Origin of the sequence: Longispora albida DSM 44784 (assembly GCF_000379825.1) — a bacterium.
In the GTDB taxonomy this organism is placed as follows: Bacteria; Actinomycetota; Actinomycetes; order Mycobacteriales; family Micromonosporaceae; genus Longispora; species Longispora albida.
Genome location: NZ_KB903834.1, coordinates 1 through 21,301 on the forward strand (window position 1 = coordinate 1; position 21,301 = coordinate 21,301).

Genomic DNA, 21,301 nt, shown 5'->3' on the forward strand with positions numbered 1-21,301 from the left:
GATGTGCCTGAGCGTTACGGGTCGTGGCAGTCGGTCTACACCCGTTTTCGCAGGTGGGCTCTCGATGGGACATTCTCGGCGATGCTCGAAGGGGTCCAGGCCCACGCCGACGCGGCCGGTGATATCGAGTGGCTGGTGTCGGTGGACTCGACCATCGTGCGGGCTCACCAGCACGCCGCCGGAGCCANAAGGGGCGAAGGGAAACGGGCGAACCATCAGATCACGCCCTCGGTCGAAGTCGAGGCGGACTGAGCACGAAAATCCATCTCGCCTGCGACGGCGCCGGCCGCGTCCTGGCGTTCGTCCTGTCTGGCGGCAACGTCAACGACTGCACCCGCTTTGAGGAGGTCATGGCCGCCATTCGAGTCCCCCGCGCTGGCGGCGGCCGACCACGATCACGACCTGACCACGTCATCGCCGACAAGGGCTACTCGTCAAAAGCCATCCGGGAGCACCTGCGCCGCCGAGGTATCGGCCACACCATCCCGGAACGCTGCGACCAGCAGGCCAACCGCCGCAGACGAGGACCCCGCGGCGGACGACCTCCCACCTTCAACCGTCAGATCTACCGCCACCGCAACGTCGTAGAACGATGCTTCAACCAGCTCAAACAACACCGCAGCGTGGCCACCCGATACGACAAAACCGCCACCTCATACCAGGCGACCATCACCATCGCCGCGCTACTTCAATGGATCTAAACCTTTGAAGACGAGCCCTAGCTCCACCCGGCTACGCTGGAGGGCGTGGATTCCCCCCGGCGGCTGATCATCGCCCTGCTGACCACGGCGCTCGCCGCTGGCACGCTGACCGGCTGCGCCTTCGGCCCGCCGGAGGACAAGGAGACCGGCACTCCGCCGCGCTTCCCCACCCCTTCCGCCTCGGCCAAGCCCAACGACGACGCGGTCACCTCGGTGGTGATCGCGAAGAACCTGAGTGTGCCGTGGGGCGTCGCGTTCCTGCCGGACGGCGGGGCGCTGGTCACCGAGCGGGACACCCGCAGGCTGCTCAAGCTGGGGCCGGAGACCGGCACGGCCGGGCTCAAGGTCACCGTCCTCGGCACGATCGAGGAGGCCCACTCCGGTGGCGAGGGCGGGCTGATGGGGGTGGCGGTCTCCCCCAGGTACACGGAAGACCAAACGCTTTTCCTGTACTACACGACGAGGACCGACAACCGGATCTCCACCATGAAGCTGGGCGAGCAGCCCAAGCCGATCGTGACCGGCATCCCGGTGTCCGGCGTGCACAACGGCGGCAGGCTGGCCTTCGGCCCGGACGGGTTCCTGTACGCGAGCACGGGCGACGCCAGCCGGACCGGCAACGCGCAGGACCTGAAGAACCTCGGCGGCAAGATCCTCCGGATGACCACCGAGGGCAAGCCAGCCCCGGGCAACCCGGCCGCCGACAGTCTGGTGTGGACATACGGCCACCGGAACGTGCAGGGCTTCGACTGGGACGCCGACAAGCGGATGTACGCGATGGAGTTCGGCCAGGACACCTGGGACGAGCTGAACCTGATCGAGCCGGGCAAGAACTACGGCTGGCCTGCGGTCGAGGGCCAGGGCAGCGACCCGAGGTTCACGAACCCGCTGACGGTGTTCAAGCCCGGCGACGCCTCGTGCAGCGGTGCCGCGGTCAGCGGTACGACGCTGGTGGCTGCCTGCCTGCGCGGGCAGCGGCTGTGGCTGGCCGGGCTCAACGGCAAGGGCAGCCTGCTCGGCGCGCCGGTCGCGGGCCTGGAAGGCGAGTACGGCCGGCTGCGGACGGTCGTCAAGGCTCCCGACAACACGCTGTGGGTGACGACGTCCAACAAGGACGGCCGGGGCAAGCCGGTCGCCGACGACGACCGGATCGTGCGGATCGTGCTCAGCTCGTCTGGCGGGGTCGGTAAGAGCTAGCTCGGCGTTGGTGCGGGCGTGGGTGTCGGGATCGGGGGCGGTGTCTCCTTGATCAGGCGGCGTTGCAGGGTGACCTCCGAGCGGCCGGTGCCGCCGACGGAGATGTCGTCGTATGCCTGGAGCTTGCCGGCCGAGCTGAAGTACAGGACGGAGAGGGCGAGCGGGGTGGGCTCGGCGAGTTCGAGGCCCCGCAGGCCGGCCCCGCCGGTCGAGCCCTCGACCATCAGCAGCGTCTTCGGGTCGAGCTGGCGTACCTCGCGCTTGTGCTTGTGACCGGCGAGGACGAGCGGGACGGCCCCGGCGAGCGGGCCGGCGGCCACCGGGTCGTGGATGGCTGCGATGTCGGCCCCGCCGACGCGGCCGATCGTGGTGGCCAGCGTGGTACCGGTCTCGAACAGGCGGCGTTCTTCGAGGAGCCCGGACGAGGTCGTGGACTTGTCGGGGGTGAAGCGCGGGTCGGCGATGCCGCCGATGCGCAGCCCGGCGACGGTCTGCACCCGGTTGTCGAGGACGATCGCGTTCGGCTGCCGGGCGACCTGGGCGACCGTCTCCGCCGAGTCATGGTTGCCCCGGACGAAGACGTACGGGACCTTGAGGTCGGAGATGCCCCGGGCGTAGGCCTCGGACTCGCGGCCGGTACCCCAGTCGGTCAGGTCGCCCGTGTCGATCACCACGTCGATGCTGAACTGGGTGACGACCGTCTGCACCACGTCCCACGCCCCGGGGTTGAGGTGCATGTCGGAGACGTGGAGCGCCCGGATCACGCCCGGCTCCGGCTCGTACACCGGGAGCGTGGACACGGTCGTGTAGAGCTTCCCGACATTGGTGACCAGGCGTTGCAGGTCGCCACGGTACTGCTCGTAGCGTGAGGCGATCTTCCGGGCGTCACCGACGACGGCTGGCGCGTTGACCAGCAGCCCGTCGTACCGGGGCTCGTCGATCGCGTCGCTGCGGAAGGTGACCAGCGCCGTGCCCAGGCTCGCCGCGATCAGGCCGAGCGCGGTGAGGGCGACGGCTGCCGTCCGGCGGACGCTGCGGTACACGAGCGCGCCGAGCAGCATCGCGCCGAGCAGGGCGGCCCCGGTCGACTGGAGCAGCACCTTCACGATGCCGGACTGCACGTCGGAGAACGCCGACTCGCTCGCCTTCCCCAGGCCGTCCGGGTCGGACACCAGCCGCTGGGTACGGGCCTGGTCGAGCGAGTCGAGCCGGATCGTCAGCCGCTCGGGGCCCGCGTGGCTGTCGAGGGTCAGCGAGCCGAGCGGCGGCACGACGACCTGCGTGCCGCCGTGCAGGCCCGGCGTGAGCGAGAACTCCGCCTGGAACGGCCCCAGCGGGCCCTGGACCGTGCCGCCGAGCAGCAGCCCGGCCGCGACGCCGACGGTGGCGACCAGCAGGAGACCGAGCGCGCGCCCGGTCCTGCGGGCCGCCGCCCGGCTGGCCTCGTGCCGGACCGCGACCCGCACAGCCTGGTAGAACGCGCGGAGCGTGGTACGGAATCGCATGACACCATCTTGCCCGCCGGGGGCGGAGGTTATGCGTTCGAGTTCAGTACTCGCAGGTAGTGCGGGTTGCGCATGACGCCGAGGATGTTGCCGAACGGGTCGGTGACGGTGGCGGTGACGAACTGCCTGGCCGGGTCGGGCTCGTGCGGCGAACGGTTCACCGGGGCGTCGAGAAGGGTCGCGCCGAGGACGACCAGGCGGTCCACAGTCGACGTGACGTCGTCGACGTGCCAGTAGACGACCGCGCCCGCCGGGCCGTTGCCGACCTCGTGTGAGGCGTACTCGGCCTGAATGATGCCGAGTTCGTGCTGGTAGTCGCCAATGCGGAACTCGATGTACCCGGGCCGGGCGAAGTACGGCTCGATGCCGAGCACCTCGGTGTACCAGGCCTGGGCGGCGTTCAGGTCGGCGGAGTAGAAGCTGACTGTCGCGATTCCTCTCATGGGGACCACGGTATGCGGGGTTGCGGAAGGTACGGTTCCTCAATGCTGGAGACTTCGGTACGGCTGCTGAGACTGCTCGCGCTGTTGCAGTCCCGTCCACAGTGGGCGGGGGCTGACCTCGCCGACCGGCTGGGCGTGACGACGCGGACTGTGCGCAACGATGTCGAGCGGCTGCGGATCCTCGGGTACCAGGTGCGGTCGAGTACCGGGACTACGGGTGGTTACCAGCTGGGCGCGGGGTCGGCCATGCCGCCGTTGCTGCTGGATGACGAGGAAGCGGTGGCCGTGGCGGCCGGGTTGCGAGTCGCCGCGACGGGTGGGATCACGGGAATCGAGGAGACCTCGCTGCGGGCGCTCGCGAAGCTGGAGCAGACCATGCCCGCCCGGCTCCGGCATCGGATCGACGCGCTCCGGGCGGCGACGGTGAGCGCCGCCGGGCGGGGGCCGACCGTGGACGCGGGGGTACTGACCGCTGTCGCGGGTTCGATCAGCAGCCGTGAGCAGCTGCGGTTCGACTACGTCGGCCGGGATGGTTCCGCGAGTGCGCGGCAGGTCGAACCGCACCGGCTGGTCTACACGGGGCTGCGGTGGTACCTGCTCGCGTGGGACGGGTCACGGGGCGACTGGCGGACCTTCCGGGCCGACCGGATCCGGCCGCGTACCCCGAACGGGCCTCGCTTCACGCCGAGGGAGGCGCCGGGTGGTGACGCGCTCGCTCACGTGCTGCGGGGTGTCAGCACGGCGGCCTGGCGGTACCGGGTGCTGATCCGCTTCCACGCTCCGCTGGAGACGATCGCCGAGCGGGTCGGGGCCTCGGCGGGCGCGCTGACCCCGGACGGGGATGGTCACTGCGTGCTGGAGACGGGGACAGATGTGCTGTCCGACCTCGTGACGTACCTGGCCCGGGTGGGTGAGGACTTCACTGTGGTCGAGCCTGGGGAGTTGAAGGACTACCTGCGGAGGCTGGGGGCCCGGTTCGGCGCCGCGTAGCCGGGGTGATCGGGGAGAGGGGTGGGGCACCGGCACAGGTACAAAATGATGCTCTTGCTCTTGGTTTTGATCTAACGCGCGGTGGCCCGCTGAGCGGAAATCTGATCGCATGAACGAAAGCCCGTGTACTGGTTGTACACGGGCTTTCGTTTCGCGCAGCTCAGATTTTCGCTCAGCGGGCCGGCACTACTACTTGAGCTTTTCGAGGATGAGGCCCCGGACGGTCTTGGCGTCGGCCTGGCCGCCCGTGGTCTTCATGACCGCGCCGATCAGCACGCCAGCCGCGCCCTGGTTGCCGCCACGGATCTTCTCGGCGACGTCGGGGTTGGCTGCGATGGCCGCGTCGATGGCTTCGAGGAGCGCGCCGGTGTCGGACACGACCTCGAGCTTGCGGGCGGCCATGATCTCGCCGGGGGTGCCCTCGCCGTTCAGGCCGGCCTCGACGACCTGGCGGGCCAGCTTGTCGTTCAGCTTGCCCGCGTCGGTCAGCGAGACCAGCTCGGCCACCCACTGCGGGGTGATGCCGAGGGCGTCGAGTTCCTGGCCGGTCTCGTTGGAGCGGCGGGCCAGCTCGCCCATCCACCACTTGCGGGCGCCCTCGGACGAGGCGCCGGCCACGATCGTGGCCTCGATCAGGTCGACGGCGCCGGCGTTGAGGACCGACTGCATGTCGTGCTCCGACAGGCCCCAGGCCTCGCGCAGCCGGAGGCGGCGGACGCGCGGCATCTCTGGCAGGCCGGCCCGGATCTCCTCGACCCACTCGCGGGCCGGGGTGACCGGGACGAGGTCGGGCTCGGGGAAGTACCGGTAGTCGGTCGCCGTCTCCTTGCTGCGGCCCGACGTGGTCTGCCCGGTGTCCTCGTGGAAGTGCCGGGTCTCCTGCGTGATCTTGCCGCCGTCGTCGAGGATGCCGGACTGCCGGATGATCTCCGACCGGACGGCGCGCTCGACGGAGCGCAGCGAGTTCACGTTCTTGGTCTCGGTACGGGTGCCCCACTCCTCGCCCGGCTTGTTGAGCGAGGTGTTCACGTCGCAGCGCAGCGAGCCCTGCTCCATGCGGACGTCCGAGACGCCCAGGCCGCGCAGCACGTCACGCAGCTCGGCGACGTACGCCTTGGCGACCTCCGGAGCCATCGCCCCGGTACCGGTCACCGGCTTCGTCACGATCTCGATCAGCGGGATGCCCGCCCGGTTGTAGTCCACGAGGGACTCCGTCGCGCCCTGGATCCGGCCGGTCGAGCCGCCGATGTGCATCGTCTTGCCGGTGTCCTCCTCCATGTGGACCCGCTCGATCTCGATGCGGACGGTCCTGCCGTCCACCTCGACGTCGAGGTACCCGTCGAAGCACAGCGGCTCGTCGTACTGCGAGATCTGGAAGTTCTTCGGCATGTCCGGGTAGAAGTAGTTCTTCCGGGCGAACCGGCACCACTCGGCGATCGAGCAGTTCAGCGCGAGACCGATCTTGATGGTGGACTCGATCGCGACGGCGTTCACCACCGGCAGCGCGCCCGGCAGCGCCAGGCACACCGGGCAGACCTGCGTGTTCGGCTCCGCGCCGAACTCCGTCGGGCAGGAGCAGAACATCTTCGTCCGGGTACCCAGCTCTACGTGGGTCTCCAGCCCGATGACCGGCTCGTACCGCTCCACAATGTCCGCGTAGGTCATCTCACAGCTCCGGCGGGGTCAGGGTGCCGATGGTGGACTCGAGGGCTGCCGCGACCCGGTACATCCGGTCGTCGGCCAGGGTCGGTGCCATCACCTGGAGGCCGACCGGCAGGCCCTCCGACAGGCCGCACGGCACGGAGATGGCCGGGCCGCCGTAGAGGTTCGAGGGGATCGTGTACAGGTCGGCGAGGTACATGCTCGACGGGTCGGCGGTGCGCGCGCCGAGCTGGAACGCCACGAACGGGGTCGTCGGCGAGATGAGCGCGTCGACCTTCTCGAACGCCGCCTGGAAGTCGCGGGTGATCAACGTGCGGACCTTCTGGGCCTGGCCGTAGTACGCGTCGTAGTAGCCGCTCGACAGGGCGTACGTGCCGACCATGATCCGGCGCTTCACCTCGGGGCCGAAGCCCGCCTCCCTGGTCAGCGACATGACCTCTTCGAGGCTGTTCACGCCGTTGTCGCCGACCCGCAGGCCGTAGCGGACACCGTCGAAGCGGGCCAGGTTGGACGAGCACTCGCTCGGGGCGATCAGGTAGTACGTCGGCAGCGCGTAGACGAAGTTCGGGCAGGAGATCTCGACGATCTCGGCACCGAGCTTGGTCAGCGACTCGACGGCGGCGTGGAACGCCGCGACGACGCCGGGCTCCGCGCCCTCCGCCGACATGAACTCCTTGACCAGGCCCAGCTTCACGCCGGTCAGGTCGCCGGACATGCCCTGGCGGGCCGCGGCGACGACCGGCGACACCGGGGCCGGGATCGACGTGGAGTCGCGCGGGTCGTGCCCGGCGATCACCTCGTGCAGCAGGGCGGCGTCGAGCACCGTCCGGGCACACGGGCCGGGAGTGTCCAGAGAGGACGAGAAGGCGATCAGGCCGTAGCGGGACGTGCCGCCGTACGTGGGCTTCGCGCCGACCGTGCCGGTCACGGCACCCGGCTGGCGGATGGAACCACCGGTGTCGGTACCGATCGACAGCGGGGCCTCGTACGCCGCGAGGGCCGCCGACGAGCCACCACCGGAGCCGCCCGGGATGCGGGTCAGGTCCCACGGGTTGAACGTCGGTCCGTACGCCGAGTACTCGGTGGACGAACCCATCGCGAACTCGTCCATGTTCGTCTTGCCCAGGATCACCGTGCCGGCGTCCTTCAGCCGCTCGACGAGCGTCGCGTCGTACGGCGGGACCCAGCCTTCGAGGATCTTCGAGCCGGCCGTGGTCGGCAGGCCCTTCGTGGTCACGACGTCCTTGACGGCGATCGGCACGCCGGCCAGCGGGCCGAGCTTCTCGCCGGCCGCGCGCCTGGCGTCGACGGCCTTGGCCGCTGCGAGCGCGCCCTCCACGTCCACGTGCAGGAACGCGTGCACGCGACCGTCCACCTTGGAGATCTGGTCCAGGTGCTCGCGGGTGACCTCCAGCGCGGAGGTCTGGCCAGCGGCGATCAGTTCGCCCAGCTCAGCGGCCGTCTTCTTGATCAGTGACGACATGGCTTATTCCTCCTCGTCCAGGATCCGGGGCACCCGGAACCGGTCCTCGGCGGAATCCGGCGCGCCGGCCAGAGCCGCCGCCCGGGTCAGGCCGGGACGCGGCTCGTCGGGGCGGAAGACATTGGTGAGCGGCACGGAGTGCGAGGTCGGCGGGATGTCCTCGGCCGCGACCTCACCCACACGCGCCACGGACTGCAGGATCACGTCCAGCTGACCGGCGAACATGTCCAGCTCTTCATCGGTCACAGCTAGCCGCGCGAGGCGCGCGAGATGCGCGACCTCCTCGCGGGAGATGGCGGTCATCGACTCGCTCCTCACGTCGCACCTGCTCGAACCGTCAGATTCTACGGTTCGCCGTGTTGCCGTCATGTTTCGGGCCGTGAGGCCAGCGCGCATCGGGAAACAGCGCCGTCCGGCCACTCACCCTGTGTGATTTTTATGATTTTGTACCTGCTGCGCGAGCCCTACTCCTGCCACGACCACCGGTCGTCTACTCGCTCAGCAGCTCCACGTCCAGCGTGCGGATCTCGTCGGGGTCGGCGATCAGGCGGATCTCGGCGACCCGGTCCTCGTGCAGCGTGAAGGCGAACACCACCCGGGGCTCCCCTCCGGGTGCCCAGACCGCGCCGACCAGCCCGTCGATGACCGCCAGCTCGGCGGCGGCCGCCCGGCCGCAGAAGGTCTCCGCGACCTCGGCACGGCCACGGACCTCGGCCTGCGCGCCGATCATGACGGCGGCGGAGTCGGCGAGTACGACGGCTTCCGGGTCGAGCAGCGCCAGCAGCCCCGCGAAGTCACCGGCCCGGGACGCCGCCAGGAACGCCGCCACCACCTCGTGCTGCCGGGCCTGGTCCGGGCTGGGCTCGGCCCGCACCCCGCGTACCCGGCGCCGGGCGCGGCTCGCCAGCTGCCGGGTGGCCGGCACCGTCCGGCCGAGGATCGGGGCGATCTCGTCGAACGGCACCGCGAACAGGTCGTGCAGGACGAAGGCCAGCCGCTCGGCCGGGTTCAGCGAGTCCAGCACGACGAGCAGGGCCAGGCCGACCGAGTCCGCCATCAGCGCCTCGTGCTCGGGGCTGTGGCCCGCGACCGGCTCGGTGAGCAGCGGGGACTCGCCGCGCCGGGTACGGCCGCGGAGCTGGTTCAGCGAGACCCTCGCCACGACCGTGGTCAGCCAGGCCCGCAGGTTGTTCACCCCGGAGACGTCCGCGCCCGTCAGCCGCAGCCACGCCTCCTGTACCGCGTCGTCGGCCTCCTCGGCGGAGCCGAGCATCCGGTACGCGACGGCGCGCAGGTGGGAACGGTTCTCCTCGAACTGGCCAGCCAGCCATGCGTTGTTTTCCACGCCCCTATGACTCCCTGGCGGCGGTGAATGTGACACCGCCCCTCAGGATGCCGCCTCCGGGTGGTTGGGGACGGCGCGGAGCAGCATCGGCGGCCGGTACTTGGCCAGCCAGCGCGGCAGCTCGTCGGCGGGCATCGGCCGGGCGTAGAACCAGCCCTGCGCGACGTGGCAGCCGTGCGCGACCAGCCAGCGCCAGGTCCGCTCGTCCTCCACGCCCTCGGCGACCACCCGCAGCCCGAGCGCGCCGGCCAGCTCGATGATCGAGCGGACGATCGAGGCGTCGTCCTCGTCCGTGCTCATGCCGAGCACGAAGGACCGGTCGATCTTCACCTCGGACAGCGGGAGCCTGCGCAGGTGCTGCAGCGACGAGTACCCGGTGCCGAAGTCGTCCAGCGACAGCGCCACGCCCAGCCGGTCGAGCCGCTGGAGGGTGGTGAGCACCCGCCGCGGGTCGGCCATCAGCGCGCCCTCGGTGATCTCCAGCTGGATCTGGTCGGCGGACACGTTGTACTCGGCGAGCCGCCCGGCCAGGTAGTCGACCAGCTCGGTGGTGTGCAGGTCGCGGACGGAGACGTTGATCGCGGCGCGCAGCCGCATCCCGCCCTCCGCCCACCGGGCGAGCTGGGCCAGCGCCTCGTCGATCACCCGGCAGGTCAGCAGCCGCATCACGCCGGAGTGCTCCGCGACCTTGATCAGCTCTTCGGGGCTGACCAGCCCGCGTACCGGGTGCCGCCAGCGCAGCAGCGCCTCCACGCCGACGACCTCGCCGGTACCCATGTCGACCTGCGGCTGGTAGTACAGCGCCACCTCGCCGAAGCCCGGGGTCTCCAGGGAACGGCGGAGGTCGCCCAGCAGGCCGAGCCGGGCCGGGGAGTTGTGGTCGGACTCCGGCTTGTACACCGCGATCGTGTCGCCACGGGTCTTCGCGTCGTACATCGCCACGTCGGCGTGCCGGAGGAGGGTGGTGAAGTCGTCGCCGTGCTCCGGGTACACGGCGATGCCGATCGAGCTGGCGACGTCGAGGGGCATCCCGTCGAGCCTGACCGGGTCCGCCAGGGCCTTCGCGACCGTGCGGGCCAGGTCGCGGGCCGTGTCCTGTGCGGTGATCCGGGGCGCGAGGACGGCGAACTCGTCGCCGCCGAGCCGGGCGACCAGGGCGTCGGCCGGTACACACGTCGCCAGGCGCCGGCCGACCTCGATCAGGAGCCGGTCGCCGACAGCGTGACCGAGGGCGTCGTTGACCTGCTTGAACCGGTCGAGATCCAGCACGACCAGCGCCAGCCGCCGGTCCTGGCTGTCGAAGGGCAGCTCACGCAGTTCCGTGATCGCGTCCTCGACGGCGGTGAACAGCGCCTTGCGGTTGGCCAGGCCCGTCAGCGGGTCCAGAAGGGACAGCCGCTCGTGGTCCTCCGACAGGCCTGCCACCCGGTACACCGCGTAGAGCGGGGCGACGATCAGCGGGATCAGCCACCCGCTGACCTGGGCAGCGGCCACCAGGAACGGGCCGAGCAGCAGCAGGGCGAACGCCGCGAGCCCCTCCGAGCCGATCGCCGTGGTCAGGCTCTGCCGCCACGTCCCGCCGAACCGCAGCCAGACAGCGGTGGCCACGAGCACATGGCTGGTGGCGAACCAGCCGGCGCAGGCCAGCAGGATCAGGACGACCTGGTGCCGGTCGATCGTGCCGTCCCGCAGCGGGATCTTCGGGCCGAGGCTCAGCACGCCGAACGCGAAGGTCAGGGCCAGTGTGTACTGGCTGATGTTGAACAGCCCCCGCCAGGCCGAGTGCCGCGTCCGCCACGCGAACACGCTGGTCGCACAGGTCTGGATCAGCACGGCGGCCGGAAGCCCCCACATCAGCAGCGCGGCGAACGCGAAGCAGATCGAGGGGAACACGGCGACGGACTGGCGCGGGCCGGTCGCGTTGAACGGGCGGAAGTCCGCGGCGCAGGCCAGCGCGAGCATCAGCCAGAACGTGAAGGGGAGAGTGAGGAACTTCGGCCCGTACTGGACGGCTGAGGGCACGGCGGCAGCCATCGCCGAGAGGATCACGATGGTGAGGTAGGTGAAGAACGCCAGACGGCGTCCTGGCGGCGCTGAGTTCCGCAGAGACGTCGGCTCCATCTACCCCTCCCGACGCCTCGACAAGTCCCGCCGGGAACCACGATGGCACCCGGCTATCGCCCCCCAGCGACCTACCGCGCTCACCCCGGCCCCTGTGGTGAACCGTCCAGCGATGAACGCGGTAACGGCGTCTGTGTTGAGTATCACCTTTTCCACGGCAAGCGGTAGCCAGCAGTGTCAGGACATGCTCAATTTATTGCTCAGGCAAGCAGTTTCCGGCACCGGTACGTCAATTCGTTACCTGATCTAGGACTTGTACCCTTCGGAACCCCCGCTTGGCCCCACCGCCGGAGGGATCGCCCGGCCGGGTGCCGAGCTTTCCGGCACAGCACGGCACATCACAGCAGCGTAGGGGCCGGAACACGTTCTGTAGTCAGATTCGCGCGGGAACCGTGACCCGGAGACATCGACAGGCACAAGTTCCTTGGCGGGGGCTGGCCGCCGGGGTCTGGGGCGGTGCCCGGTGTGCCTACCGCGCGCGGAAGCCCGTCCGGATGCGCGCAATCGCGCACGCTCTGGCCGGGCTTCCGTGACCGTTCGTTACTCGCCCCGCTCGCTCTCGTCGTTGCTCTCGGGCTCACCGATCTGCGCGACCGCCCTGGCGGCCTCCGGGCCCTCGTCCAGCAGGACGCCGAACCCTGGCGCGTCGAGGATCGGCACCTTGGCCGCGACAGCCTTGTCGTACTTGCTGCCCGGATTCTCCCCGACGACCACGAAGCCGGTCTTCTTCGACACCGAGCCGGTGACCTTGCCGCCCAGCTTCTGGATCGCCTCGGTCGCCGCGTCCCGCGACCAGCCTTCGAGGGTGCCGGTGACGACCACGGTCACGCCTTCGAGCGGGCGCGGCCCGGTCTCCTCTGCCTCCTCGGCGAGCTGCACGCCCGCCGCCCGCCACTTCTCGATGATCTCGCGGTGCCAGTCGTGGCCGAACCACTCGACCAGGCTCTCCGCGATGGTCGGGCCCACGCCCTCGACCGCGGCCAGCTCGGCCTGCTCGGCGGAGAAGATCCGGTCGATGTCCCGGAACTCGCGGGCCAGTGCCTGCGCGGCGGTCGGGCCGACATGCCGGATCGACAGCGCGACCAGCACCCTCCACAGCGGACGGCTCTTCGCCTCGGCCAGGTTGGCCAGCAGCTTGTGGGCGTTGCTGCCGAGCTGGCCGGCCTGCTTGCCGCTCTTGTTCACGAAGAACGGGCAGGCGAGCAGCTTCTCCTCGGTGAGGTCGAACAGGTCGCCCTCGTTGACGATCGCCCCGCTCTCCAGCAGCGCGCCGACCGACTTCGCGCCCAGCACCTCGATGTCGAGGGACTTGCGGCCCGCCAGGTAGAACATCCGCTCGCGGAGCTGGCCGGGGCAGGACCTGGCGTTGGGGCAGCGGATGTCGACGTCGCCCTCCTTGGCCGGGGCCAGCTCGGCCCCGCACTCCGGGCACTCGGTGGGCATCACGAACGGCCGCTCGGTGCCGTCGCGCAGCGCGACCACCGGGCCGAGGATCTCGGGGATCACGTCGCCGGCCTTGCAGAGCACGACGGTGTCGCCGATCAGCACGCCCTTACGCTCGACCTCCGAGGCGTTGTGCAGGGTCGCGAACTCCACTGTGGAGCCAGCCACCAGCACCGGCTCGACCATCGCGCGCGGCGTGATCCGGCCCGTCCGGCCGACCTGCACCTCGATGCCGAGCAGCTTGGTGTTGACCTCCTCCGGCGGGTACTTGTAGGCGATGGCCCAGCGCGGAGCGCGGCTGGTCGAGCCGAGCCTGCCCTGCACCGCCACGTCGTCGATCTTCACGACCACGCCGTCGATCTCGTGCTCGACGTCGTGGCGGTGCTCCGCGTAGTACTGGATGAAGTCCTTGACCCCGTCGAGATCGGCGACGACCTTCCAGCGCGCAGACGTCGGCATGCCCCAGCCGCGCAGCGTCTCGTACGCGTCGGACAGCCGCTCGGGCGTGAAGCCCTCCCTGGCCCCGATCCCGTGCACGATCAGCTGGAGCGGCCTGCTGGCAGTGATCCGGGGATCCTTCTGCCGCAGCGAGCCGGCCGCGGCGTTGCGCGGGTTGGCGAACGGGGCCTTGCCCTGCTCGACGAGCTGCGCGTTGAGCCCGGCGAACTCCTCGCTCGGGAAGTAGACCTCACCCCGGATCTCGACCAGGGCCGGCGCGTCGCCGGCCAGCTGGTGCGGGATGCCCTGGATCGCCCGGACGTTGGGGGTGATGTCCTCACCGACCCGGCCGTCGCCACGGGTCGCGCCGCGGACCAGGCGGCCGTGCTCGTAGGTCAGGTTGACGGCCAGGCCGTCGATCTTCAGCTCGCACAGGTAGCTGACCGGGCCGCCGGCGTCGCGCTCCGCGCGGGCGGACCAGGCGGCCAGCTCCTCGCCGTCGAAGGCGTTGTCCAGGCTGAGCAGCCGCTCGGCGTGCGTGACGGGGGTGAACTCCGTCGTGTAGCTGCCGGCCACCTGCTGGGTCGGCGAGTCGGGCGTGCGCAGCTCGGGGAACTTCTCCTCCAGCCCCTCCAGCTCGCGCAGCAGCACGTCGAACTCGGCGTCCGAGATGGTCGGCGCGTCGTTCACGTAGTACCGAAAACGATGATCGTTGATCTCGTCGGCAAGGATCTTGTGCCGCTCCATCGCCGCCTGCTCCGGCTTCACGCCCACCTCCTAGTTCCTTCGTGCAGGTTAGTCGGACCGTACGACACTTCCGGCGCCCGGCTCGTCGGTCATACAGTGAGAAAACCCCAGGAGGTGTGCATGTCCAACCTCTACTCGGGAGCCGGAGCCGTGCTGTGCCTGCTCGCCGTGGGACTGGCCGCCATTCTGGTGGCCGGCCTGACCCGGCGGCGGCGAGCACCCGACGCTCCACCACCCTGGTCCCCCGACCCCGATAACCCAGCGCTGCTCGACCATCCACCCGGCCCCGAATGGCAGCAGGGACCGCAACCCGGCGAGCTGTGGCTGGCCGACGTGCCGTACGCGGACGGGGTCGGCAGCTCGAACGGGCCGTGCCTGGTACTGCGCACGCACCGCGACAAGGCCGACGTGCTGCGGATCGCCACGCAGGGCTCGGCTCCCCGGTACGTGCCGCTCGGCGAGCACGGCTGGCTGGACCTGTCCGGCTTCTTCCGGGTACAGGACACGGCGTTCGGCGCGCGGGCCGGGCAGTGCGACGAGGAGACCTGGTGGACGGTCCGCCGGTACCACGAGACGGGCTGGGTGCCGTGATCTAGACGGGCCGGCGGCTCTGGCCGGGTAGGCGGGCCGGAGTGCGCGGCATGGTGTTCATGCCGCGCACCGGGGCAGCGCGTCTCAGCGTTCGTCGATGACGACACCGCTGTCCACGAAGGACTCCCCTGCCGTCTTCTCGTAGAACTTGAAGGCGCGCCACGAGTCCGGGTCGCGGTACCGGTCGGCGCCGACCTCACGGGCGACGGCGCGGCGGAGCAGCCCCAGCTTGAGCCGGACGGCGTCGGCGCGCAGCTCCTCGAAGGCCAGCTGGATCTCGGCCTCCGGCGCGCCGAGCATCCGGGCCAGCTCGGCCCACTCGGCACCGACCTCTCGGCCGGCCAGGATCGTGATCTTCTCGCTGGTGGTGAACTCGCGCACGGCTCCCCCTTTTGTGATGCTTTGCGGCACGGGTACGCATCCATCAACCGCGATGGGGTGGGGGCTATTCCGTTAGCTGTGAGCCACGTCGGTGAGGCGGGCGGCCGCGTCCTTGCAGGCCCGGAGGATCCGGGCGGCCTCGGCCGGTGTCGAGCCCGCCAGGCCGCAGGCCGGGGTGACGACCACCTGGTCGGCGAGCGCCTTCAGCGGGAAGCCCAGCTTGCCCCACAGCTCGCTGACCTGGCCCGCCATGCCCTTGGACGTGGCAGGTGCCACGCCGGCGAGCAGGCCGAGACCCGCGTCGAGAGCCTCGCCGAGCGGGTCGAGCTGGTCCAGGAGGGCCAGGTCGATGGCGATGGCGGCGGCACCCGCCGAGTGGAGCAGGCTGATCGGCACGTCGGGCGCGCAGGAGTGAACGACGACCGGCACCTCGACGGCCTCGATCAGCCGGGCCAGGAGGTCACGGGCGTCGGGGGCCGACACCGACCTGAGGAAACCGAAGCCCGACTCGGTCGGGATCCGGCCCGCGAGCACGAAGGGCAGCGAGGGCTCGTCGAGCTGGATGACCGGCTTCGCGCCCGGTACGCGGGCCTGGACGTCCGCCACGTGCCGGCGCAGGCCCTCGGCCAGCGAGTCGGTCAGGTCACGTACCGCGCCCCGGTCGCGGAGCACCGCGCCGCCGATCGGGAGCTGCAGGCCGCTGGCCAGCGTGAACGGGCCTGCCGCCTGGAGTTTCAGTGGGCCTTCGTAGCCGTCGGCGGTCGTGGTGAGCGTGTCGAGGTCACGTTCGGCGAAGTCGGCCGTGCGGCGGGCGTCCTTGCCGGGGCGGGCGGTGAGCTGCCAGCGGGCCGCGTACAGCTCGACGGGCAGATCGACCAGCAGGCCGGCCGTCCGGCCCAGCATGTCGGCTCCGGGGCCACGGGCCGGGAGCTCCGGGAGGTATGGCAGCGGGAGTTCGAAGGCCAGCCCGAGGGCGTCGGCGAACGAGGTACCGGGGTGGGAGCCGATCCCGGTCGCGGAGCCGGGCCCCCAGGGGTACGCGCTCACCGGGCTGCGGAGATCGTCGCGGAACCGAGGACGATGTCGCCCGCCGGGTCCGGCTGGTAGACGACCATCGTCTGGCCGGGGGCGATGCCGAGGGCCGGCTTGCCGAGGACCGCGATGATCTCGTCGTCCACAACGGACACCTGGGCGTCGTGGACCTCGCCGTGTGCCCGGAGCTGGACCTGGACGGCGCCGCCGGGGCTGGGTGCCAGCCAGAGGGCCCGGTCGCCGGTCACTGTGGACACTTCGAGGGCCGCGCGGGGGCCGACCGTGACGGTGTTGGTCACCGGGGTGATCGACAGGACGTAGCGCGGCTTGCCGTCCGGGGCCGGGCGGCCGATGGACAGGCCTTTGCGCTGGCCGATCGTGTACTGGTACGCCCCGTCGTGCGCGCCGACGACCTCACCGGTCTCGGAGTCGACGATGTCACCGGGGCTCGAACCGAGCCGGGCGGCCAGGAAGCCCTGCGTGTCCCCGTCGGCGATGAAGCAGATGTCGTGCGAGTCCGGCTTGCCGGCGACACCGAGCCCCCGGGCCGCGGCCAGCTCGCGCACCTGCTCCTTCGTGTACCCGCCGAGCGGGAACATCGACTTGGCCAGCTGGTGGGAGTTGAGGACGCCAAGGACGTACGACTGGTCCTTGCCGGCGTCGACCGACCGGCGGAGCAGGCCGTCGGCCCCGAGCCGGGCGTGGTGGCCGGTGACGACGGCGTCGAAGCCGAGCGCGAGGGCCCGCTCCAGTACCGCATGGAACTTGATCTTCTCGTTGCAGCGCAGGCAGGGGTTGGGCGTGCGGCCCGCCGCGTACTCCGCGACGAAGTCGTCGACCACGTCCTCCTGGAACTCCTCGACCATGTCCCAGACGTAGAACGGGATGCCGATCACGTCGGCGGCGCGGCGCGCGTCCCGCGAGTCTTCGAGGGTGCAGCAGCCGCGGGCTCCGGAGCGGTAGGTCTGCGGGTTCTTCGCGAGGGCCAGGTGCACGCCGGTCACGTCGTGCCCGGCCTCCGCGGCCAGGGCAGCAGCGACCGCCGAATCGACCCCGCCGGACATCGCAGCCAGTACACGCATCGTTCTAGCCTACCGGCGGATCTTCCCGGCCCGCCTGGCCCGCTCCACCGCTGTGGGCAAGGCCGCTACCAGGGCGTCGATGTCGGTCCGCGCCGAGGAGTGCCCGAGGGTGAAGCGGAGGGACGAGCGGGCCCGCGCGTCGTCGGCGCCCATCGCGAGGAGGACGTGCGAGGGCTGAGCGACTCCGGCATTACAGGCCGAACCGGTCGAGCACTCGATGCCCTGCGCGTCGAGCAGCATGAGCAGCGCGTCGCCCTCGCAGCCCGGGAACGAGAAGTGGGCGTTGGCGGGGAGGCGGTCGCCCGGGTCGCCGTTGAGCAGCGCGCACGGCACGGCGGCCTGGACGCGCTCGACCAGTTCGTCACGGAGGGCGGCGAGCTGGGCGGCGAAGGCGGTACGGCGCTGGACGGCCAGCTCGACGGCGAGCGCGAAGGCCGAGATCCCGGCGACGTCGAGGGTGCCGGAGCGGACGTCGCGTTCCTGGCCGCCGCCGTGCAGGAGCGGCGTGACGGCGACGTCGCGGCCGAGCAGCAGCGCGCCGACCCCGACCGGGCCGCCGAGCTTGTGCCCGCTGAGCGTGAGAGCCGATGCGCCACTGGCTGCGAAGTCGACCGGCAGCTGGCCGATCGCCTGCACAGCGTCGGTGTGGAAGGGGACTCCGGCTGCTGCCGAGACGGCTGCCAGGGCCGCGACAGGCTGCACGGTGCCGACCTCGTTGTTGGCCCACATGATCGTGGTCACCGCGACATCGTCGGTCAGGGCCAGTTCAAGATCTTCTTCGTGTACCCGGCAGAGCTCGTCCACCGGCAGCCAGGCGACCTTGGCGCCCTCGTGGCGTTCGAGCCACTCGACGGTGTCGAGGACGGCCTTGTGCTCGACGGCGCTGGCGACGATCCGCGTCCGGGCCGGGTCGGCGGCCCGCCGCGCCCAGAAGATGCCCTTGACGGCAAGGTTGTCGGATTCCGTACCGCCGCCGGTGAAGACCACCTCGCCGGGGCGCGCACCGAGAGCAGCGGCGACGCGTTCCCGCGACTCCTCGACGAGCCGCCGGGCCGCCCGTCCGGAACAGTGCAGCGCGGAGGCGTTGCCCCCCGTCGCGGCGGCAGCGGCGTACGCCTCGACGACCTCAGGGAGCATCGGCGTGGTCGCGGCGTGATCGAAGTAAACCATCGCGCTCAGCGTAGCTTTGGCTGAGCGGCAGACGGGCATCGACCACCGCCCCGCCGTAGGAGAAAGCCGCGCCCTGGCTGGCCAGCAGCCGCCGCATCGCGACGTTGTCAGCGAGCAGGCTCGCCCGGAGTTCGACCAGCCCCCTGTCGCGGGCCTCGGCGACCAGCATCGTGACGAGGGAACTGCCGAGTCCCCTGTTCTGCCAGGAGTCCTCGACGAGGATCGCGAGTTCCGCGACGCCGGGTTCCGGGGTGTACGCGAGATGCGCGAGAGCGACGGCCTGGGCGGGAGCCTCGGGAGCGGTGCCGGTACGGACGACGAAGGTCAGCCCCCAGGCCGGGTCGCAGAACGCGCGCCACATGTGGCCGGTGAGCTGACGTCGGGCCACGAAGTACCGCGCCCGGCGCGTCTCGGCCGTGCAGCGCCGGTGCAGCGCCTGGACCTCGGCCTCGTCGGTGGGAAGCACCAGCCGGACCGGCAGCCGCGTACCGTCCGCGAGCGTGACGCTCTCCCGGTGCGGGCTGGCCTCGATGCCGGGTGCCCGGAGAAGCCGGACGAACGCCTCGGCGCGTGCGGCCTCGGTGAGCGTGAAGGGCAGGCTGCGGGTGAGGACTATGTGGCGGCCGGGGGCGACGGGGACGACGAGGTCGGTGCCGGTGTGGTGGTCGTGGTCGTTCCGAGTTTCGGGGAGCCAGGTCGCCGAGTCGGCCCGGAGTAGTTCGGCGAGCAGGGCTGGCAGGTCCTGCGGCTGGTCCGCACCGAGCCGGGCGGCGAGCAGCAGTGCACGGGTCGGCTCGTCCACCAGGTCCCGGCGGGTGGCAGCGGTGATCGCCACGCCCCGGCCGCCGGCGATGTGCAGGGCCGTGCCGAGGTGCCCGGCCTGCACGCGCGGCGGAGTCTCCACGATGAACTCGTCCACGACACCGGAGGCGTCGACCTGCACCGCGAGCGTGAGAATGTTGCCGCCGACATCAGCCAGGGCCCGGGACAGCGCCGCGAGGCGGCCCGGGCGGTCGTCGACTTCGGTTCGGATCCGCCAGAGAGTCATGAGCCAACCTTGCGCCGGGCTTGTTTCGGGCGTGCTACGCGGGGTTTTCCGGTTCGGGGCTTTTTGGCTGGGTGGGGCTGGACGGTCGCGATGGCGGGAGGCGGGGCGGTCGCGGAGCGACGGAGCACCGGCGTGGGGGTGGGGGCGGGTGGCGGGAAGGTCAGCGAGCGGCAGCGAGCGACGGGTCGCCGCTCAAGTGGCGAGCGAAGCGAGCCAGTGGTGCGACGGGTGCACCAGGTCCAGCCAGCCGGCCAGCCGCGCCTTCCGTTCCTCGTCCAGCGACGGCAGGACTCCGGCGAAGTCGGCCTCGTCCTTCGGGCGGGGGTCGCGGGCCTTGAACAGGAGTACTACTTCGGGGATCGCGTACGGGATCCGGACTCCGTCCTCGGTCTCCGTCCACAGGATCAGGTCCTCGTACGGGAGGCGGATCCCCGCGTCCCTCCGGCAGACCCAGATCCCGCCGTCGTGCGGCTCCCGGAAGACGTCGAGGTGGTACTGGCCGGTCCCCGGGTCGCGGAGCCAGGTCTGGTGCAGGTCGGGGTATCCGCCGGCCTGCTCGTACGGCCAGACCTTGCCCGCGCCGACCACGTCCCACTCGTAGCCGGGCAGCGCCTCGGCGATCTCGCCGAAGTAGCCGCGCGGGACGCCGATCTCCAGATCCTCGTGTTCCCGGGTCTGCCCGCCGCGGAACAGGTCGAGGGCCCAGCCCGCCGCCACGTACCAGTGGGCCCGGACTCCGGACAGCCGCCGGGCGATCTCGCCGGGGGTCCAGCCCCGCCACAGCCGTTCGCAGTCCTCGTGGTTCAGCGGGGTGCCGCCGCCGGGCAGGTCAGCCGTCGTCATGGCAGGAATCGTCCACCAGCCGGTCCGTACATTCAAATGCGCTTCTCGCGGAAACGGCCTCGGGCCGGCCAGCGAAACGCTGACCGGCCCGAGCCTCGTGCCTTCTTACGCGCGGCGCTTGCGGATCTCCTCTGCGGCCTGCGGGACGACCTTGTGCAGGTCGCCGACGATGCCGTAGTCGGCGAGCTCGAAGATCGGAGCCTCGGCGTCCTTGTTGACGGCGACGATCGTCTTCGAGGTCTGCATGCCGGCCCGGTGCTGGATCGCGCCGGAGATGCCGAGCGCGACGTACAGCTGCGGGGAGACCGTCTTGCCGGTCTGGCCCACCTGGAAGGCGTGCGGGTAGAAGCCGGAGTCGGTCGCGGCACGCGAGGCGCCAACGGCCGCGCCGAGCAGGTCGGCCAGCTCCTCGACCACGGCGAAGTTCTCGGCGCTGCCGACGCCGCGGCCACCGGAGACCACGATGGACGCCTCGGTCAGCTCTGGCCGGGAGCCCTTGGCCTCGATCTTGCGCTCGAGGACCTTCGCGCCCAGGGTGACGGCGTCCACGGTCGTGTCGACCGGGGTCAGCGCGCCGGCCGCCGGGGCGGCCTCCGGGGTGAGCGAGTTGGGCCGCAGGGTCACCAGCGGGAAGCCCTTGGTGACCTGGGACTCCACAATGGTGGATCCGGCGAAGACCACCTGGGTGGCCGTACCGTCGGCCTTCAGGTCCACCACGTCGGTCAGGATGCCGTTGTCGAGGCGGACGGCGAGCCGGGCCGCGATCTCCTTGCCCTCCTGGGTGGAGCCGATCAGGATGGCCGCCGGGCTGACCTCGCCAGCCAGGCGCGCCAGCACGGCGGCCTTCGGGGCGACCAGGTGGCCGTCGATCTCGGCGCTCTCGGCGACGTAGATCTTCTCGGCACCGAACTCGGCCAGCTTGTCCTTGAGCGCTTCGGCGGTACCGGGCGCGCCCAGCACGACGGCCGACGGGGCGCCCAGGGTGCGCGCCAGGGTCAGCAGCTCCAGGGTGACCTTCTTGACGCCGGTCGCGGCCGAGCCGTCGACGACGACGAGTACCTCAGTCATCTTGTCTTTCT

General features: G+C 70.9%; 18 protein-coding genes and 1 pseudogene. 4 read left to right on the plus strand and 15 right to left on the minus strand.

Annotation, left to right across the window (positions count from 1 at the left end):
• Both A3G1_RS39730 and A3G1_RS0120500 read left to right on the plus strand, forming a co-directional pair.
• Positions 1 to 701: pseudogene (locus A3G1_RS39730) on the plus strand (IS5 family transposase); the annotation flags it as partial.
• A gap of 45 nt (positions 702 to 746) precedes the next feature.
• Positions 747 to 1,898 (plus strand): PQQ-dependent sugar dehydrogenase, encoded by a 1,152-nt coding sequence (locus A3G1_RS0120500; RefSeq protein ID WP_018351356.1) that lies wholly within the window; start codon positions 747 to 749, stop codon positions 1,896 to 1,898.
• On the opposite strand, the gene A3G1_RS35865 is transcribed toward A3G1_RS0120500, so the two are convergent.
• Both A3G1_RS35865 and A3G1_RS0120510 read right to left on the minus strand, forming a co-directional pair.
• On the minus strand, positions 1,895 to 3,403 hold the full coding sequence (locus A3G1_RS35865) for a metallophosphoesterase family protein (protein ID WP_018351357.1): 1,509 nt from the start codon (positions 3,401 to 3,403) through the stop codon (positions 1,895 to 1,897). The genes A3G1_RS0120500 and A3G1_RS35865 overlap by 4 nt on opposite strands.
• Before the next feature lie 29 nt (positions 3,404 to 3,432).
• Positions 3,433 to 3,846 (minus strand): VOC family protein, encoded by a 414-nt coding sequence (locus A3G1_RS0120510; protein ID WP_018351358.1) that lies wholly within the window; start codon positions 3,844 to 3,846, stop codon positions 3,433 to 3,435.
• A gap of 42 nt (positions 3,847 to 3,888) precedes the next feature.
• Here A3G1_RS0120510 and A3G1_RS0120515 point away from each other — a divergent pair, with 42 nt between their 5' ends.
• Complete coding sequence (locus A3G1_RS0120515) at positions 3,889 to 4,836, plus strand: helix-turn-helix transcriptional regulator (protein ID WP_018351359.1); 948 nt, start codon at positions 3,889 to 3,891, stop codon at positions 4,834 to 4,836.
• Positions 4,837 to 5,025: 189 nt separating this feature from the next.
• Here the strand turns inward: A3G1_RS0120515 and gatB are convergent, their stop codons facing one another.
• The 6 genes from gatB to ligA all read right to left on the minus strand — a co-directional run bounded on the left by gatB (position 5,026) and on the right by ligA (position 14,075).
• Positions 5,026 to 6,501 carry an Asp-tRNA(Asn)/Glu-tRNA(Gln) amidotransferase subunit GatB gene (gatB, locus tag A3G1_RS0120520; RefSeq protein WP_018351360.1) on the minus strand — a complete coding sequence of 492 codons (1,476 nt, stop codon included), beginning with the start codon at positions 6,499 to 6,501 and terminating at the stop codon, positions 5,026 to 5,028.
• A gap of 1 nt (position 6,502) precedes the next feature.
• A complete protein-coding gene (gene gatA, locus A3G1_RS0120525) occupies positions 6,503 to 7,981 on the minus strand; it encodes an Asp-tRNA(Asn)/Glu-tRNA(Gln) amidotransferase subunit GatA (RefSeq protein WP_018351361.1) in 1,479 nt (492 codons plus the stop codon).
• Between the two features lie 3 nt (positions 7,982 to 7,984).
• A complete protein-coding gene (gene gatC, locus A3G1_RS0120530) occupies positions 7,985 to 8,284 on the minus strand; it encodes an Asp-tRNA(Asn)/Glu-tRNA(Gln) amidotransferase subunit GatC (protein ID WP_018351362.1) in 300 nt (99 codons plus the stop codon).
• A gap of 187 nt (positions 8,285 to 8,471) precedes the next feature.
• The gene (locus tag A3G1_RS0120535; protein WP_018351363.1) at positions 8,472 to 9,326 is read right to left on the minus strand and encodes a sigma-70 family RNA polymerase sigma factor; all 855 of its coding nucleotides are present in this window, start codon (positions 9,324 to 9,326) and stop codon (positions 8,472 to 8,474) included.
• A gap of 42 nt (positions 9,327 to 9,368) precedes the next feature.
• Positions 9,369 to 11,447 (minus strand): putative bifunctional diguanylate cyclase/phosphodiesterase, encoded by a 2,079-nt coding sequence (locus A3G1_RS0120540; RefSeq protein WP_018351364.1) that lies wholly within the window; start codon positions 11,445 to 11,447, stop codon positions 9,369 to 9,371.
• 540 nt (positions 11,448 to 11,987) lie between these two features.
• Entirely contained in the window at positions 11,988 to 14,075 is a 2,088-nt protein-coding gene (gene ligA, locus A3G1_RS0120545; protein ID WP_083937045.1) for an NAD-dependent DNA ligase LigA, read from the minus strand.
• 120 nt (positions 14,076 to 14,195) lie between these two features.
• On the opposite strand from ligA, the gene A3G1_RS35870 reads away from it, so the two are divergent.
• A complete protein-coding gene (locus tag A3G1_RS35870; protein ID WP_018351366.1) occupies positions 14,196 to 14,666 on the plus strand; it encodes a hypothetical protein in 471 nt (156 codons plus the stop codon).
• An 84-nt stretch (positions 14,667 to 14,750) separates the two neighbouring features.
• On the opposite strand, the gene A3G1_RS0120555 is transcribed toward A3G1_RS35870, so the two are convergent.
• From A3G1_RS0120555 to A3G1_RS0120585, 7 genes are all read right to left on the minus strand, one after another.
• The gene (locus A3G1_RS0120555) at positions 14,751 to 15,047 is read right to left on the minus strand and encodes a hypothetical protein (RefSeq protein WP_018351367.1); all 297 of its coding nucleotides are present in this window, start codon (positions 15,045 to 15,047) and stop codon (positions 14,751 to 14,753) included.
• Positions 15,048 to 15,119: 72 nt separating this feature from the next.
• Entirely contained in the window at positions 15,120 to 16,094 is a 975-nt protein-coding gene (locus A3G1_RS0120560; protein WP_018351368.1) for a uroporphyrinogen decarboxylase/cobalamine-independent methonine synthase family protein, read from the minus strand.
• Positions 16,091 to 17,161 carry a tRNA 2-thiouridine(34) synthase MnmA gene (mnmA, locus tag A3G1_RS0120565; protein ID WP_018351369.1) on the minus strand — a complete coding sequence of 357 codons (1,071 nt, stop codon included), beginning with the start codon at positions 17,159 to 17,161 and terminating at the stop codon, positions 16,091 to 16,093. The genes A3G1_RS0120560 and mnmA overlap by 4 nt, the downstream gene beginning before the upstream one ends.
• A 9-nt stretch (positions 17,162 to 17,170) precedes the next feature.
• Positions 17,171 to 18,331, minus strand: coding sequence for a cysteine desulfurase family protein (locus A3G1_RS0120570; RefSeq protein ID WP_018351370.1), 1,161 nt, complete (start codon positions 18,329 to 18,331; stop codon positions 17,171 to 17,173).
• Positions 18,288 to 19,379, minus strand: a complete 1,092-nt coding sequence (locus tag A3G1_RS35875; protein ID WP_018351371.1) for a GNAT family N-acetyltransferase — start codon at positions 19,377 to 19,379, stop codon at positions 18,288 to 18,290. The genes A3G1_RS0120570 and A3G1_RS35875 overlap by 44 nt, the downstream gene beginning before the upstream one ends.
• A gap of 192 nt (positions 19,380 to 19,571) precedes the next feature.
• Positions 19,572 to 20,222: a nucleotidyltransferase domain-containing protein gene (locus tag A3G1_RS0120580; protein WP_018351372.1), complete on the minus strand. Its 651-nt coding sequence runs from the start codon at positions 20,220 to 20,222 to the stop codon at positions 19,572 to 19,574.
• Between the two features lie 105 nt (positions 20,223 to 20,327).
• Complete coding sequence (locus tag A3G1_RS0120585) at positions 20,328 to 21,290, minus strand: electron transfer flavoprotein subunit alpha/FixB family protein (RefSeq protein WP_018351373.1); 963 nt, start codon at positions 21,288 to 21,290, stop codon at positions 20,328 to 20,330.
• Between the last annotated feature and the right edge of the window lie 11 nt (positions 21,291 to 21,301).